The sequence below is a fragment of the Collimonas sp. GW821-FHT07E08 genome, assembly GCF_059418905.1.
In genome coordinates this window covers 138,929-154,810 of the sequence record NZ_JBWKQR010000005.1, presented here as the reverse complement: position 1 = coordinate 154,810, position 15,882 = coordinate 138,929, and the positions used below count along the sequence as shown (strand labels likewise).

Annotated in this window: 13 protein-coding genes; 4 read left to right on the top strand and 9 right to left on the bottom strand. The window is 61.1% G+C overall.

Annotated features, from left to right (window positions below; genetic code table 11):
• Positions 1-19 precede the first annotated feature (19 nt).
• From xdhC to xdhA, 3 genes are read right to left on the bottom strand one after another with little or no spacing between them, the layout of a single operon-like run.
• The gene (gene xdhC / locus AC07RZ_RS08335) at positions 20-1,108 is read right to left on the bottom strand and encodes a xanthine dehydrogenase accessory protein XdhC (protein ID WP_494667604.1); all 1,089 of its coding nucleotides are present in this window, start codon (positions 1,106-1,108) and stop codon (positions 20-22) included.
• A 14-nt stretch (positions 1,109-1,122) separates the two neighbouring features.
• Positions 1,123-3,486: a xanthine dehydrogenase molybdopterin binding subunit gene (xdhB, locus tag AC07RZ_RS08330; protein WP_494667603.1), complete on the bottom strand. Its 2,364-nt coding sequence runs from the start codon at positions 3,484-3,486 to the stop codon at positions 1,123-1,125.
• Positions 3,487-3,495: 9 nt separating this feature from the next.
• Positions 3,496-5,028, bottom strand: coding sequence for a xanthine dehydrogenase small subunit (gene xdhA, locus AC07RZ_RS08325; protein WP_494667602.1), 1,533 nt, complete (start codon positions 5,026-5,028; stop codon positions 3,496-3,498).
• A 497-nt stretch (positions 5,029-5,525) separates the two neighbouring features.
• Here xdhA and AC07RZ_RS08320 point away from each other — a divergent pair, with 497 nt between their 5' ends.
• On the top strand, positions 5,526-6,827 hold the full coding sequence (locus AC07RZ_RS08320; RefSeq protein WP_494667601.1) for an NCS2 family permease: 1,302 nt from the start codon (positions 5,526-5,528) through the stop codon (positions 6,825-6,827).
• A gap of 81 nt (positions 6,828-6,908) precedes the next feature.
• Here the strand turns inward: AC07RZ_RS08320 and metH are convergent, their stop codons facing one another.
• The 3 genes from metH to rocD all read right to left on the bottom strand — a co-directional run bounded on the left by metH (position 6,909) and on the right by rocD (position 12,903).
• Complete coding sequence (gene metH, locus AC07RZ_RS08315) at positions 6,909-10,670, bottom strand: methionine synthase (RefSeq protein WP_494667600.1); 3,762 nt, start codon at positions 10,668-10,670, stop codon at positions 6,909-6,911.
• A 119-nt stretch (positions 10,671-10,789) separates the two neighbouring features.
• Positions 10,790-11,668 (bottom strand): arginine deiminase-related protein, encoded by an 879-nt coding sequence (locus AC07RZ_RS08310; RefSeq protein WP_144738277.1) that lies wholly within the window; start codon positions 11,666-11,668, stop codon positions 10,790-10,792.
• Positions 11,665-12,903: an ornithine--oxo-acid transaminase gene (rocD, locus tag AC07RZ_RS08305; protein WP_494667599.1), complete on the bottom strand. Its 1,239-nt coding sequence runs from the start codon at positions 12,901-12,903 to the stop codon at positions 11,665-11,667. Before rocD ends, AC07RZ_RS08310 begins: the two co-directional genes overlap by 4 nt.
• Positions 12,904-13,141: 238 nt before the next feature.
• Here rocD and AC07RZ_RS08300 point away from each other — a divergent pair, with 238 nt between their 5' ends.
• Positions 13,142-13,609 carry an Lrp/AsnC family transcriptional regulator gene (locus AC07RZ_RS08300; RefSeq protein ID WP_014008110.1) on the top strand — a complete coding sequence of 156 codons (468 nt, stop codon included), beginning with the start codon at positions 13,142-13,144 and terminating at the stop codon, positions 13,607-13,609.
• Between the two features lie 6 nt (positions 13,610-13,615).
• Here AC07RZ_RS08300 and AC07RZ_RS08295 read toward each other — a convergent pair whose 3' ends face one another.
• Both AC07RZ_RS08295 and AC07RZ_RS08290 read right to left on the bottom strand, forming a co-directional pair.
• Positions 13,616-13,942: a type II toxin-antitoxin system RelE/ParE family toxin gene (locus tag AC07RZ_RS08295; protein ID WP_494667598.1), complete on the bottom strand. Its 327-nt coding sequence runs from the start codon at positions 13,940-13,942 to the stop codon at positions 13,616-13,618.
• Positions 13,939-14,211 (bottom strand): type II toxin-antitoxin system Phd/YefM family antitoxin, encoded by a 273-nt coding sequence (locus AC07RZ_RS08290; RefSeq protein ID WP_144738280.1) that lies wholly within the window; start codon positions 14,209-14,211, stop codon positions 13,939-13,941. Before AC07RZ_RS08290 ends, AC07RZ_RS08295 begins: the two co-directional genes overlap by 4 nt.
• A gap of 210 nt (positions 14,212-14,421) precedes the next feature.
• Here AC07RZ_RS08290 and AC07RZ_RS08285 point away from each other — a divergent pair, with 210 nt between their 5' ends.
• Both AC07RZ_RS08285 and AC07RZ_RS08280 read left to right on the top strand, forming a co-directional pair.
• Positions 14,422-15,054 carry a cysteine hydrolase family protein gene (locus tag AC07RZ_RS08285; protein ID WP_494667597.1) on the top strand — a complete coding sequence of 211 codons (633 nt, stop codon included), beginning with the start codon at positions 14,422-14,424 and terminating at the stop codon, positions 15,052-15,054.
• 42 nt (positions 15,055-15,096) lie between these two features.
• A complete protein-coding gene (locus AC07RZ_RS08280) occupies positions 15,097-15,498 on the top strand; it encodes a tautomerase family protein (protein WP_144738282.1) in 402 nt (133 codons plus the stop codon).
• Here AC07RZ_RS08280 and AC07RZ_RS08275 read toward each other — a convergent pair.
• A complete protein-coding gene (locus AC07RZ_RS08275) occupies positions 15,490-15,798 on the bottom strand; it encodes a 2Fe-2S iron-sulfur cluster-binding protein (RefSeq protein ID WP_494667709.1) in 309 nt (102 codons plus the stop codon). The two genes, AC07RZ_RS08280 and AC07RZ_RS08275, sit on opposite strands and share 9 nt — an antisense overlap.
• Positions 15,799-15,882: the final 84 nt, after the last annotated feature.

Sequence of the window (15,882 nt, the reverse complement as noted above, 5' to 3'; positions counted from 1 at the left end):
TATGAATAACTGATGCGAACTATATCGGGCTGACCAGCTGCGAGTGCAACTGCGGCGCCGCAGTCTGCTGTTGCCTGGCGATCTGTTCCCAGACCTGCAGCAGCTGGGCGGCGACCGAGGCGGCGATGACGGCCGGCTCCTTGCCGACAATGCCCGGGATGCCGATCGGACAGACCATGTCGGCCAGCCGTTCAAGAGCAATGCCGCGCTCGTGCAGGCGATGTTCGAACTGCATGCGCTTGCTTTTCGAACCGATCAGGCCGAACCAGGCCACGCCGTCGCGCTGCAGGATCTGCGCCGACAAGCGCTGGTCCAGCGCATGGTTGTGCGTCATGACCAGGAAACTGGAGCCGGCCGGGGCGCCATCCACGATAGCTTCCGGCGTATCGGTCGCTTCCACGCGGACGTTGGCCGGCAATTCGTCCGGGAACATTTCTTCCCGCTCGTCGATCCAGACTACCCGGCACGGCAGGTCGCCCAGCGCCCTGACAATGGCCGCGCCGACATGGCCGGCGCCGAACAGGAACAGCAATGGCCGGGTCGCCAGGCAGGCATCGAGCAGCCAGCGCTTGCCGTTATCGTCGCGCAAGACCAGGCAGGCGCCGAGGGCGTTGACGGACGGCGTCGACAAAGACGGCAGGGTCGGCAACCGTCCCGGTCCGTGCAGGCGTTCGCCGTCGCCGTCGCACAAGGCCGGCGGCGTAGCGTCGTCCAGCGCTACCAGGCGCCAGCTGTCTTCCGCTTCGCGCAGGCGGCGCTGCAGGAAACTGAAATAGTCGGCCGCGGCCGGTGTCACCCGTTCAAACGCCAGGTGTACGACGCCGCCGCAGCATTGGCCCAGCGATGGTCCGAGAGAAAAGCGCTGCAAGCGGCGCTCGCGGCTCAGCGACAAGCCTTCGTCCAGCATCTCGCGGGCGATCCTGACCGCCTGCAATTCGAGATGGCCGCCGCCAATGGTGTCGAACTGCCCGACTGCGGTCACCACCATCTTGGCGCCCGGCTCGCGCGGACCGGAACCCTCGACCTGGGCCACGGTGACCAGGATCGCCGTGGTGGTTTGCGCGGGTTGCGTAATCAGCGTGGTGAGCGCGTCCAGCCAGTTGCTCATGATGTGCCTCCTGGTCAGGCCGCGCGCGCCATGGCGCGCACGGCGTCAACCGATTTCAGGATCGCTTCGCTGGTCGCCGGTGCGTTCAGCGGCGGATTGAAGCGCTTGCCGCCGACGCTGGCGATCGCATCGCGGATCGCGAAAAAGACCGAGAACGGCAGCAGCAAAGGCGGTTCGCCGACGGCTTTGGAGCGATGGATGCTGTCTTCGACGTTGCGGTTATTGAACAGCTTGACGCGGAAATCCTGGGGACAGTCGGAAACGCCCGGGATCTTGTAAGTCGACGGTGCGTGCGTCATCAGCTTGCCGTCCTTGTTCCACCACAGTTCTTCGGTGGTGAGCCAGCCCATGCCCTGGATGAAAGCGCCTTCAACCTGGCCGATGTCCAGCGCCGGATTGAGCGACTGGCCGGCATCGTACAAGGCATCGGCGCGCAGCAGCTTCCATTCGCCGGTGAAGGTGTCGACCACCACTTCCGACACCGAGGCGCCGTAAGCGAAGTAGGAGAACGGGCGGCCGGTCATGGTTTTCGGATCCCAGTGCAAGCCGGGCGTGGCGTAGAAACCGTCCGACCACAGCTGGACCCGCGACAGATACGCTTTCTGCGCCAGGTCGCCGAACGCCATGCTGTGTTCGCCGAGATGGACTGCGCCTGCGGCGAACACCACCGCCTTGGCGTCGCCGCCATGCAATTTGGCGAAGAATTCAGCCAGGCGCCGGCGAATCGTGTGGGCGGCATCCTGCGCAGCCTTGCCGTTCAGGTCGGCGCCGGTAGACGCCGCAGTGGCCGAGGTGTTGGCGACCTTGCTGGTGTCGGTGGCGCTGACGCGCACCAGTTCCAGCGGGATCCCGAGTTCATGCGCCACGACCTGCGCCACCTTGGTGTTGATGCCCTGGCCCATTTCGGTGCCGCCGTGATTGACCAGCACCGAGCCGTCGGTGTACACGTGGACCAGCGCGCCGGCCTGGTTGAAGTGGGTGACGTTGAAGGCGATGCCGAATTTGACCGGCGTCAGCGCCAGGCCTTTTTTCAGCACCGGGCTGCCGGCGTTGAAGGCTTCGACGGCGGCGCGCCGTTGCCGGTATTCGCTGCTGGCTTCGAGTTCGGCCACCAGTTCATGGATCACGTTGTCGACGATTTTCTGGCCGTACTGGGTGACGTTGCGGCCTTCTCCATCGTTGCGGCCGTAGAAATTCAGCTTGCGGATATCGAGCGGATCGCGGCCCAGGTTGCGGGCGATTTCATCGACGATGTATTCGATCGCAATCGCGCCCTGCGGGCCGCCGAAACCGCGGAAGGCCGTGTTCGACTGGGTATTGGTCTTGCCGCAGCTCGCCTTGATGTCGACATCGGACAGGTAGTAGGTATTGTCGAAATGGCAGACTGCGCGGGTAGCTACCGGCGCCGACAGGTCGGCCGAAAAGCCGGCGCGGCTCACCATGTCGACTTTTGCAGCGACGATCCGGCCGGCGTCGTCGTAACCCACTTCGTAATCGTAATAGAAGCAATGGCGCTTGCCGGTCACCATCATGTCGTCGTCGCGGTCGGCGCGCAGCTTGACCGGACGTTTCAGCTTGGCCGCGGCGATCGACGCCACTGCCGCCCACAAGGCAGATTGCGATTCCTTGCCGCCGAAACCGCCGCCCATGCGCCGGCATTCCACCACGATGTTATGCGAATGCACCCCCAGCGCATGCGCCACCACGTGCTGCATCTCGGTGGGGTGCTGGGTCGAGCACAGCACCAGCATGCCGTTCTGTTCTTTGGGGATGGCGTAGGAAATCTGGCCTTCCAGGTAAAACTGCTCCTGGCCGCCGACATACAGCTGGCCGCTGACGCGGTGCGCCGCGGTTGCGAAAGCTTGCTGCGGATTGCCGCGCGCCAGGTGCATCGGCGGCAACACATAGGATTTCGCCGCATGCGCCGCTTGCGGCGTCAGGATGGCCGGCAGTTCTTCATAATCGATGACTACCTTGCGCACCGCGCGGCGCGCATTGTCGTGGCTGTCCGCGACCACCGCGAAGATCGGCTGCCCCACGTATTCGACCAGGCCCTTGGCCAGGATCGGATCGTCATGGAGGATCGGACCGCAATCGTTGGTGCCGGGGATGTCGGCCTCGGTGAAGACTGCCACTACGCCAGGCGCGCTGCGCACCGCATCGAAATTGATCGAGCGGATCCGGGCGTGGGCTTTTTGCGACATGCCGAGCGCGGCGTGCAAAGTGCCTTGCGCTTCCGGGATGTCGTCGGTGTAGGTGGCTTCGCCCAGCACATGCAATATCGCCGATTCGTGCGGATGCGACTGGCCGACTTCGGCCCAGGCTGAGATGTTGCCTTGCGGCATTGGCTTCATAAAAACTTCAGTTTGCTTATTCATGATGTCGACTCAGGCACACACAAAAGGATTCACCTGATCGCTGCGCAACGGCGCATCGATGCGGGTTTCCAGCCAGAAGCGGCGCAACAGGTTTTGCGACGTCTTCATCCGGTATTCGCTGGAGGCGCGCATGTCGGATAACGGTTTGTAGTCGTCCGTCATCAGCGCTACCGCGCTTTCCAGCACGCTTTCGCTCCAGGCCTGGCCGCGCAGGGCGGCCTCGGTCAGCGTGGCGCGCTTCGGCGTTGCCGCCATGCCGCCGTAGGCAATCCGGATATCGCTGACCGTGTCGCCGTCCAGCGTGATCGAAAACGCTGCGCAGACGGCTGAAATATCCTGGTCGAAGCGTTTGGCCAGCTTGTAGGTGCGGAAGCGCTGCCCGGCATGCGGCAGCGGGATGCGCACGGCTTCGACGAATTCATCGGCCTGCATGTCTTTCTTCATGTAGTCGAGGTACAGCGCTTCCAGCGGCATAACACGCTGCCCCGCCGGACCGCGCAGCACCACTTGCGCGCCGAGTGCGATCAGCCATGGCGGCGAGTCGCCGATCGGCGAGCCGTTGGCGACGTTGCCGCCCAGGGTGCCGGCGTTGCGGATCGGCAGCGAGGCGAAACGCTGCCACATTTCCGACAGTTCGGGATAGTGCTTGCAGATCTCGGCATAGGCGTCATTCAGCGTTACGCCGGCGCCGATTTCCAGTTGTCCGTCGCGGCTGGCCATGGCGTTCAGTTCGCTCACCTGGCCGAGGTAGATGATGTCGCCCAGGTCGCGCATCTGCTTGGTCACCCACAAGCCGACATCGGTCGATCCGGCCAGTATCCGCGCGGCGGGATTGGCGGCGCGTACCGCCACCAGCTGCGCCAGGGTGCGCGGCGCGTAGAAAGCCTGGCCTTCGTGGCGGTAGACGAACATGTCGTTGCGTTGCAAGGGCTGCAGCGCCTGCTGCAGCGCCTGGCGGTCGAAACCGACTGCCGGCAATTCACCCATCCGGTGCGCAGCGTCGATGATAGGGCGGTAGCCGGTGCAGCGGCACAGGTTGCCGGACAGCGCGATGTCGATATCCTTGCGTTGCAGCGGCTGGCAGGCGCCGCTTGCGCCCGTGGCGCTGCAGGCAGGCGCCTGGCTGCCGTCGTTTTTCAGGTACAAATCCCACAGCGACATCACAAAACCGGGCGTGCAGAAACCGCATTGCGAGCCGTGGCATTCGACCATGGCTTGCTGCACCGGATGCAAGGCGCCGTCGTCCTGTTTCAGGTCTTCGACGGTATATAAGGCTTTGCCGTCCAGCGTCGGCAAGAACTGGATGCAGGAATTGACCGATTTGAGCGTGACGCCGTCGGCAGTCTGTTCGCCGATGACGACAGTGCAGGCGCCGCAATCGCCTTCGGCGCAGCCTTCCTTGCTGCCGGTGCAGTGCAGGTCTTCCCGCAGGTGCTGCAAGATGGTGCGGGTGGGCGCGGCCTGGTCTACCGCGTGGATTTCGCCACGGTAGTAGAAACGGATGACGCTGTCGGCCGTGGAATGAGGGGCTGGCGTAGGCAAGGCAATCTCCAATCTGGTTTAGCTGCTGCTGCAAAAACCATGCCTTTGGACCGTATTGCCGCTATCGCCTGGGTGCGGGTTAGGTAGGACTAGGCTGGCTTTGCAACGGCCTATTAATTATGAGCCCAGATTAGCATTTGCGCCGCCGCGCCATATAGCGAAACGGTGAATGTCAGGTATCTGGAAAATGGAATAGGGAATGAATAAGTGATTCATAAAGGCAAATACTGGTATCACAAACAGGGCATCGGCATTTTGTGATGTATTTGATAATTGTTGAGGTTTTCGAGAATGAGGAAATCCTCGGCGGCCGCAAATCCAGGGCTATCAATGCGGCGGCGGGAGCGGTTATCATCTCGCTGGAATAATTGATATTTAGCCCGGAGCATACTTGTGACCCCATTCTGTAACACATTACTTTGCCGGAACCCCGCACCAAGCGGGGCCGCGCGGCAGCCAGAAAACCAAAAACAACAATAATCAAGGAGACACACGTAATGCAATTGCTAGAAAATTTCTTCAAGCTCAAGGAAAACGGCACCGACATCCGCACCGAGCTGATCGCCGGCCTGACCACTTTCCTGACGATGGCCTACATCATCTTCGTCAACCCCGCCATCCTGGGCGACGCCGGCATGCCGAAAGGCGCCGTTTTCGTTGCCACCTGCGTGGCCGCCGCCATCGGCACCCTGATCATGGCGCTCTACGCCAACTACCCGATCGCACTGGCGCCCGGCATGGGCCTCAACGCCTACTTTGCCTACGCCGTGGTGAAGGGCATGGGCGTGTCGTGGGAAGTGGCGCTGGGCGCGGTCTTCATTTCCGGCTGCCTGTTCATCATTGTCAGCCTGGTCGGCATCCGCGGCATGATCGTCAATGGCATCCCGCCCACGATACGGATTGCGATTACTTCCGGCATCGGCCTGTTCCTCGGTTTCATCGCGCTCAAGAGCTCGGGCCTGGTGGTTGCCAATCCGGCGACCTTCGTGCAGATCGGCGACCTGCACCAGATCCCGGTGATCCTGTCGATTGTCGGTTTCCTGCTGATCGTGGTGCTGGACCACCTGAAGGTCAAGGGCGCGATCCTGATCGGCATCCTGGCCGTGACCGTGCTGAGCTTCCTGGTGGGCGGCAATACCTTCACCGGCGTGGTTGCGATGCCGCCGTCGATCGAGCCGACCCTGTTCAAGCTCGACATCATGGGCGCCTTGTCGATGGGCATCCTCAACATCGTGCTGGTGTTTTTCCTGGTCGAGATGTTCGACGCCACCGGCACCATGATGGGCGTGGCGAACCGCGCCGGCTTGCTGGTCAACGGCAAGATGGCGCGTCTTAACAAGGCTTTGCTGGCGGACAGCACGGCAATTGTGGCCGGCACCCTGCTGGGCACCTCCAGCACCACCGCTTATGTCGAAAGCGCGGCCGGGGTCCAGGCTGGCGGCCGCACCGGCCTGACTTCGCTGGCGGTCGGCATCCTGTTCCTGGCCTGCCTGTTCATTTCGCCGCTGGCCGGCGCGGTGCCGGCCTATGCCACCGCGCCGGCATTGTTTTATGTCGCCGGCCTGATGCTGCGCGAACTGGTGCACCTGGATTGGGAAGACAGCACCGAAAGCGTACCCGCCGTGATCACGGTGCTGATGATCCCGTTCACCTATTCGATCGCCAACGGGATTGCCTTCGGCTTCATCTCGTACGCCGCGCTGAAACTGTTCACCGGCCGCGCCAGGCAGGTACCGGTGATGGTCTGGGTGATTGCCGCGATCTTCCTGTTCAAGTTCATCCACCTGGGCGGCGACTGACGACCTGATTGCTTACTGGTTGAAATGATGGCTGAAAAAAAGGGAGCGTTTCAAAACGTTCCCTTTTTTTATAAGTGCGATTTATAAATTCGGCGCCAGCCAGCGTTCGACATCGTCTTTACTGACATCGCGCCTCGCCGCCATGTCGCTGACCTGGTCGTCGCCGATCTTGCCGACCACAAAATACTTCGATTCAGGGTGGGCAAAATAAAAGCCCGACACCGCTGCGCCAGGGAACATGGCGAACGATTCGGTGACCTGCATGCCGATCTCGTCGCACTGCAAGAGCTGGAACATGTCGGCCTTGACCGTGTGTTCCGGGCAGGCGGGATAACCGGGAGCAGGGCGGATGCCGCTGTAGCTTTCCTTGATCAGGGCTTCGTTGGACAGGCTTTCGTCAGGCACGTAACCCCACAAGTCCTTGCGCACCCGTTCGTGCATGTATTCGGCAAAGGCTTCCGCCAGGCGGTCGGCCAGCGATTTCAGCATGATCGAGGAATAGTCGTCGTGGGCGTCCTCGAAGCGTTTTTCGTATTTCTCGATGCCGATGCCGCTGGTGACGGCGAACAGGCCGATATAGTCGGCAATCCCGGACGACTTCGGCGCAATGAAGTCGGACAGGCACTGGTTGGGCCGGGGAACGCCGTCGATCACCGGCTTCACGGTTTGCTGGCGCAGGCCGTAGTAGGTAAACGCGACCTTGCTGCGCGTCTCATCGGTATAGATTTCGATGTCGTCGTCGTTCACCGTATTGGCCGGCATCAGCGCGACGACGCCGTTGGCGGTCAGCCAGCGGCCGTCGATCAGCTTCTTCAGCAGCGCCTGGCCTTCTTCGAACACCTTGCTGGCGGCTTCGCCCACCACTTCATCCTTGAGGATGGCCGGATACGGGCCGGCCAGGTCCCAGGTCTGGAAGAACGGCCCCCAGTCGATATAACGCGCCAGCGTGCCGAGGTCGACGTTCTTGAATACGCGGCGGCCGATGAACTTTGGCTTGACCGGCGCAAACTGAAGCCGTGCGCGATTCTCGCGAGCCGCCGCCAGGGTCAGCAACGGCACCGCTTTCTTGTTGGCGTGCTGTTCGCGTATGCGTTCGTAATCGACCGCGATTTCATCGATGTACTGGTCGCGCTGCTCCGGCGTGAGCAGCGACTGCGCCACCGAAACCGAGCGCGATGCATCAGGCACGTAGACCACCGGTCCTTCGTAGTTCGGCGCAATCTTCACCGCGGTATGGGCGCGGCTGGTGGTGGCGCCGCCGATCAGCAGAGGCATCTTGACGCTGCGGAAATACGGATCGCGCTGCATTTCCTTGGCGACGTGTGCCATTTCTTCCAGCGACGGCGTGATCAGGCCGCTCAGGCCGATGATGTCGGCGTTCTCGGCTTTCGCCATGGCCAGGATTTCCGAACACGGCACCATCACGCCCATGTTCACCACTTCAAAGTTGTTGCATTGCAGGACCACGGACACGATGTTCTTGCCGATGTCGTGCACGTCGCCCTTGACCGTGGCGATCACGATCTTGCCCTTGGGCTTGGCGGCGATGCCGGTCAGTTCTTCATGCAGGCGCTTTTCTTCTTCGATGTAGGGAATCAGGTGAGCCACCGCCTGCTTCATCACGCGCGCCGACTTGACCACCTGCGGCAGGAACATCTTGCCCTGGCCGAACAGGTCGCCGACGATATTCATGCCGTCCATCAGCGGGCCTTCGATCACATGGATAGGCCGGCCGCCGTTGCCCAGCAGTTCCTGGCGCGCTTCTTCCGTGTCTTCGACGATCCACTGCGTGATGCCTTGCACCAGCGCATGCGCCAGCCGCTGCTGCACGGTGCCGCTGCGCCATTCCAGCGTTGCTTCTTCCTTCTTGTCGCCGGCTTTCAGGGTCGAGGCGATCTCGATCATGCGCTCGGTCGCGTCTTCGCGTCGGTTCAGCACCACGTCCTCGACCCGCTCGCGCAGTTCGGCCGGCAGGTTGTCGTAGACGCCCATCATGCCGGCGTTGACGATGCCCATGGTCATGCCGGCCTTGATCGCGTGATACAGGAACACGGTATGGATCGCTTCGCGCGCCGGATCGTTGCCGCGGAAACTGAAGCTGACATTGGAGACGCCGCCGCTGATCTTGGCGTGCGGCAGGTTCTCGCGTATCCAGCGGGTGGCGTTGATGAAATCGACGGCGTAGTTGTTGTGTTCTTCGATACCGGTCGCGATGGCGAAAATGTTCGGGTCGAAAATGATGTCTTCCGGCGGGAAACCGATCTGGTCCACCAGCAACCGGTAAGCGCGCTCGCAGATTTCGATCTTGCGCTCGAAGGTGTCGGCCTGGCCCTTTTCATCGAAAGCCATGACGATCACGGCGGCGCCATAGCGGCGGCACAGCTTGGCCTGGCGCAGGAATTCCGGCTCGCCTTCCTTCATCGAGATCGAGTTGACGATCGCCTTGCCTTGCACGCATTTCAGGCCGGCTTCGATCACTGTCCATTTGGACGAATCGATCATGATCGGCACCCGCGCGATGTCCGGTTCGGAGGCGATCAGGTTGAGGAAGCGCTGCATCGCCGCCATCGAATCGAGCATCGCCTCGTCCATGTTGATATCGATGACCTGGGCGCCGTTCTCGACCTGCTGGCGCGCTACCGCCAGCGCTTCGTCGTACTGTTCGTTGAGGATCAGGCGCGCGAACGCCTTGGAGCCGGTGACGTTGGTGCGTTCGCCGACGTTGACGAACAGCGAGTTGTCGTCGATGGTGAACGGTTCCAGTCCTGACAAGCGCATTTCATGCGTGGTCTCCGGCACGGCGCGCGGCGGGATCTTGGCAACGGTGTCGGCAATCGCCTTGATATGCGGCGGCGTAGTGCCGCAGCAGCCGCCGGCGATGTTGACGAAACCGCTTTCGGCGAAATCCTTGAGCAGCGACGAGGTGACGTCCGGGGTTTCATCGAAGCCGGTGTCGCTCATCGGGTTGGGCAAGCCGGCGTTCGGATAAATGCAGACGAAGGTATCGGCGATTTTCGACAGCTCTTCAGCGTAAGGCCGCATCAAGGCCGCGCCCAGCGCGCAGTTGAGGCCGACCGTCAGCGGCTTGGCGTGGCGGATCGAATTCCAGAACGCCGGCACGGTTTGTCCCGACAGGATGCGGCCGGAGGCGTCGGTGACGGTGCCGGAAATCATGATCGGCAGGCGCAGGCCGGATTCTTCAAAGAAGGTGTCGATCGCGAACAGCGCTGCCTTGCAGTTGAGCGTGTCGAAAATGGTTTCGACCAGCAGCACGTCGGCGCCGCCTTCGACCAGGCCGCGCGTCTGTTCCAGGTAGGCAGCGACCAGCTGGTCGAACGTGACGTTGCGCGCGGCTGGATCGTTGACGTCGGGCGAAATCGACGCTGTCTTTGGCGTCGGTCCCAGTGCGCCGGCGACGAAGCGCGGCTTGTCCGGCGTCGAGTACTTGTCGCAGGCGGCGCGCGCCAGCTTTGCCGAAACCACGTTCATCTCATAGGCCAGCTGCGCCATATGGTAATCGTCCTGGGCCACCGTGGTGGCGCCGAAGGTGTTGGTTTCGATCAGGTCGGCGCCGGCCGCCAGGTACTGCTCATGCACTTCGCTGATGATGTGCGGCTGGGTCAGCGACAGCAGTTCGTTATTGCCTTTGACGAACAGCTCGCGGCCGGGGCCGGTAAAGTCGATGAAACGGCCCTTGGGACCGCCGCGATAATCTTCTTCCGTCAGCTTGTACTGCTGGATCATGGTGCCCATCGCGCCATCCAGGATCAAGATGCGCTGCGCGAGCAGCTGGCGCAGGCGGGTTTCGGTGGATACGGTCGAAGTTGCAGCGGTTGGTGTCATTAACGTACTCTGGTCAGTGGGGACGCAAAAAACCCGGTCGCCGATAGCGCCGGGTTTTTTGCAATGGCAATGCCAGAAATTATACGTTAAATCAAGGGCTTGCGTACGGCCCTTGGCTGCTACGCCGCTTGCTGGCTGACTTGCGGCGAGATGGTTTGCTGCGGTTCGTTGAGCTTCAGGGTGAGGCACTTCGCTGCGCCGCCGGCCTTGAGGAACTCGGTCAATGCTGTCTGATGAACAACAAAACCGTGCGCTTGCAACTGCGTCACCAAGGCGTCGGAGGCCTGGTTCAGAAAGATGTGGCGGCCGGAATTGACGGTATTGCAAGCAAAATGCAAGGCGTCTTCGCTGCCGACGATGATCCGCTTGTCAGCCGGAACGCGCGCCGCAATGTGCGCTTGCGAGGCAGCGTCGAAGGCTTCCGGGAAATACATGACATAACCGCCGGCCAACGGGCAGAAGCAGGTGTCGAGGTGATAGAAGCGGGCATCGACCAGCTTCAGCGGCTGCACTTCGATCTCCAGCAGCTCGGACAGCCTGGTTGCGCAGGCGACGTCGGAACGGTGGCCATGGCCGAACCACAGCAGGTTTTCGCTGCGGTCCATCAAGGCGTCGCCGGCGCCTTCGAAAGGCAGTTCCGGCGGCAGGGTCAGGACTTCGAAGCCATGGGCGGTAAACGCCGCCTCGAAATACACTTCCTCGGCTTGCCGCTCGACGTGGCGGAAACGCGACAGCACCACCTTGTTGCCCAGCACCACGCCGGCATTGGCGGTAAACACCAGGTCAGGCACACCCGGCATGGCCGGCATCATCTTGATCTTTGCTACCTGTCCGATGGCTTCCACCAGCGCCAGCCATTGCTGCATGGCGAGACTCCGGTTGCCATGCGCGATATTGCCAGCCATCCACGGATTAATGACGTAGGACACTTCAAAATGGTCCGGAGCACACATGAGGAATGTGTCGTCCGCGGTATGGTCCAGCAGGTGGTTGGTCATGCGTAGCTCCTTTCGGTCAGGTGAGCCGGGGGTGTGAGTAAAGATGAAAACGTGTGCTGGATTGCTTCCAGCGCAGCGTCGATATCGTTGGCGGTAATGATCAGCGGCGGCGCAAAGCGGACCACCGTGTCGTGCGTGTCTTTCGACAGGATCCCCTGCTGCATCAGGCGTTCGCAGAATTGGCGCGCGGAAATGAAGCCGGGGTCGAGATCCATGCCGATCAGCAGGCCCTTGCCGCGGACCTGGCGGATGGCCGGGTGCTGTATCGCCTGCAGCCCGGTGAGCAAGCGCTCACCCATGCGCTGCGCGTTGTCTGCCAGCTTTTCTTCGCGCAACAGGCGCAAGGCGGCATGGCCGACCGCGGCCGACAGCGGGTTGCCGCCGAAGGTGCTGCCATGGTCGCCGGGTGTAAATACCGCCATCAGGTCTTCCCTGGCCAGGAAGGCCGAGACCGGCAGCAGGCCGCCGCCCAGCGCCTTGCCGAGGATCAGGCCGTCCGGCTTGATGCCGTCGTGGTCGCTGGCCAGCAGGCGGCCGGTGCGGCCTAGCCCGGTCTGCACTTCGTCGCAGATCAGGAGCACATTGTGGCGGTCGCAGATTTCGCGGCACTTCGCCAGGTAGCCTTCGGGCGGCACGATGATGCCGGCTTCGCCCTGGATCGGCTCCACCAGGAAAGCGGCGGTGCGCGGCGTGATGGCGGCTTCCAGCGCCGCGGCGTCGCCGAACGGCACCGTGGCGAAGCCGCCGGAGAACGGGCCGAAACCGTCGCGGTACTGGGCTTCCGACGAGAAACCGACGATGGTCGTGGTGCGGCCGGCGAAATTGCCGCGGCAGACGATGATTTCAGCTGTCTGGTCGGCAATGCCTTTTACCTTGTGGCCCCATTTGCGGGCCGCCTTGATGGCGGTTTCGACCGCTTCGGCGCCGCTGTTCATCGGCAGCGCCTTGGGCATGCCGGTCATTTCGCACAGCAATTGCAGGAAAGGCCCCAGCTGGTCGCTGTAAAACGCCCGCGAGACCACTGCCAGCTGGCCGGCCTGCTTGCTCAATGCCGCCACCAGGGTCGGATGGCTGTGGCCGAAACTGACTGCGGAATAGGCCGACATCATGTCCATGTAGCGCTTGCCGTCCTGGTCCCACAGCCAGATGCCTTTGCCGCTGCTGAGCACCACCGGCAGCGGTTCATAGTTGTGCGCACAGTATCGGTCTTCGAGAGTTATTGCATGGTTCTTCATGGTCGGCTCCTGGTGAGGCCACTTCTAAAAACCTAGCGCAAGGACCGGCGCAAACGCCAATCGCATCTGGTCCCGGCTGGCGGGCGCCGGCTGCGGTGCTTAGAGGTAGCTGCAAAATGCTGTTTTATAGGTGTGCTGTATCTGGTTACATGATAATCACAAGCACTGGAAATATTTGTGCATAATTGCTCATGAATTCACTGTAATGTGCACGAATCATGCATAAAAGGAGACCGCGATGGAAAAGCTCGACCGCTACGACCGTATTTTGCTGCGAACCCTGCAGGCTAACGGCCGTGCTTCGAATGTAGAGCTGTCGGAACAAGTCAACCTGTCGCCGCCGCAGTGCTACCGGCGCGTGCAGCGGCTGGAGAAAGACGGCATCATCCGCGGTTATGCGGCGCAGGTGGAGCCGGCCGCGATCGGACTCGGGGTGGTGGCCTTCGTCAACCTGAACATCGCGCGCGAACAGTTCAAGCAGGTGCGCAAGCTGGAAAAGGCGATCCGGCTATTCCCGGAAATCCTGGAGTGCTACACGATCTCGGGCGATTTCGATTATTTGCTGAAGGTGGCGGCCAGCGACCTGAAGTCGCTGTCGGCGTTCCTGACCGATCGCCTGATGCAGGTGCCGGGGGTGGCGGGGGTGCGCTCCATGGTTTGCCTGGAGGAGATCAAGCCGTCCAGCCCGTTGCCGCTGGCAGACTAAGCTGAGCTAGATTCTCAACAATCGTTTAGTCAGCAGCGATCTCATGTCCTTGCGGGTATCGCAGACGATGTGGATAAAGACGGTCTGCTGGCGGATTTCATAGATGATCCGGTTCATGCCAGAGATAACCTGCCGGTATTGCGTGAGATTCAGGCTTTGAATTTCTTCGGGCACTTTCCCTTTGAGGGAAAAATCCTCAAGGCCATGCACGGCTTCTTTCAGTTTGCCGTAACTGGCTTGCCATGCCTGCAGGCCAGAATTCTTTGTGATGCAGGTTTTCAGCTCCTGTAAATCCAGCTTTGCCGAATTAAGGAAAACGACTTGAAACCTCATTGCGCGTCTTCTTTGTCCAGTTCCGCAAATACGTCAGCCGCGGAATGAAGTTGCCCCTGCTCAATTTCGCGGTTGCCTAGCGCCAGAATTTTCAGCAAGGACAGGGTTTCTTCGTGTTCCTCATATGAGCGCACATCCATCACGACAAGTTTGGCTTCGCCATTCTGGGTGATCAACATCGGCTCGCGGCTTTCAGTGATGTCCTTGACGATCTCGGCCGCATGGCTCTTGAGATAACTGATTGGTTTGACTTGAGTCGAGAATTTCATTGCCGGTCTCCTTCCGCTGGAAGCTGCTGTTACGACTGATGGACTGATTATAGTCCGAATTTGGTCTTCCTGGCGTCTCGAAGCAAAGCGGGAGATTCAAGTGTCCAGGCATTTGTGCTGTTCCAGCACAAATAATGTGCCGCCGGCCTGCTGTTCTCAACCGGGCCGCTGGCTTAACCTGTGTACTCCAGATCACCAACAGGAGTTCACATGACTGCCTCGACTGCAAAACCAAGCGGCAACCCGACCATCCGCGCCATCGTTGGCGCCGCTCCCAGCACCAGCCTTGACCCGCAGTCGACGGCCTTGCTGGTGATCGATATCCAGAACGAATATTTCACCGGAAAACTGCCGATTCCTGACGGGCTGGCGGTGGTGCGCAACGCTAATCGCCTGATTGCGCTGGCGGACAGGCGTGGCATGCCGGTATTCCATATCCAGCAGTGGGGTTCCGCCGAGCGGCCGCTGTTTACACAAGACACAGCAATGGCGGAAATCCATCCGGAGGTGCAGCGCGCTGCACATCATTCCGTAGTCCGCAAGACTTTTCCGAGTTCTTTTGCCGGCACCGACCTGCAGCAGCAATTGCAGGCGCGCGGTGTCAAGAAACTGATCATCAGCGGCCTGATGACCAACAATTGCGTGGCGGCCTCCGCTTTCGACGGCGGCGCACACGGCTATCAGGTCATCATCGCCAGCGACGCCAGCGCCACCCGCGACATCGAAAGCTGGGACGGCAGCGTGGTCAGCCACAAGGACTTGCACAAGGCGGTGCTGACCGGCTTGTCCGATGCAGTCGCAGAAATCCGTACCACCAGCGAGATCCTCGAACTGGCTATTTGAGTTTTGCTTTCTAACCAATTAACTAAACATGGAGCTGAGATCATGCCTATCCTTACCGTACTGCTATCCACCACGCCCGACACCGTCGTTTCCGCCAAGGTCGCCAGCACGCTGTCGCGCCTGACCGCGGCAATCCTGCACAAGAAACCGGAGCTGACTTCGATTGCCATTTCGCACGTCGATCCGGCCCACTGGTTTGTCGGCGGCCCGTCCCTGGCGGCACAGCGAAAAACCAGTTTCTTCCTCGATATCCGGATTACCGACGAAACCAATACCGCCGACGAGAAGGCGGCATATATCGACGCCGTCTTCAAGGAAATCGGTGCATTGCTGGGCGAGCTGCATCACGAAAGTTATGTCCATGTCCACGATGTACGCGCCGCAGCTTACGGTTTTGGCGGGCTGACGCAGCAGCATCGCGCCGTCGCGGCGCGCCTAGTTTGATGTCGGCAGGGCTGTGGCGCGGGGTTCTTCGATGACCAGGTCGGATTGCGGATAGGCGATGCAGGGCAAGATGTAGCCGTCCTTCTTTTCATCGCTGCTCAGGCCCGGCCATTCGATCTGGTAGCGTATTTGCCCGCTCAGCAGACGGCACATGCAGGTACGGCATGTGCCGTTCCTGCATGAACTCGGCAAATTGACAGCGGCGCGGCGCGCCGCTTCCAGCAGGGAGACAGCCTCGGATGTCTTGAAGGTCCATCCCTTCGGTTCGATGCGGACAGTGAATTCGGTGTGGAAAATCATCGTATGATGGCGCTCGTCTTGTAAAATCGACGGCCCGGCAGCAATCTCGGTTTCCGTCGTGAAGCGGGGCGTGTTTGCCATTTT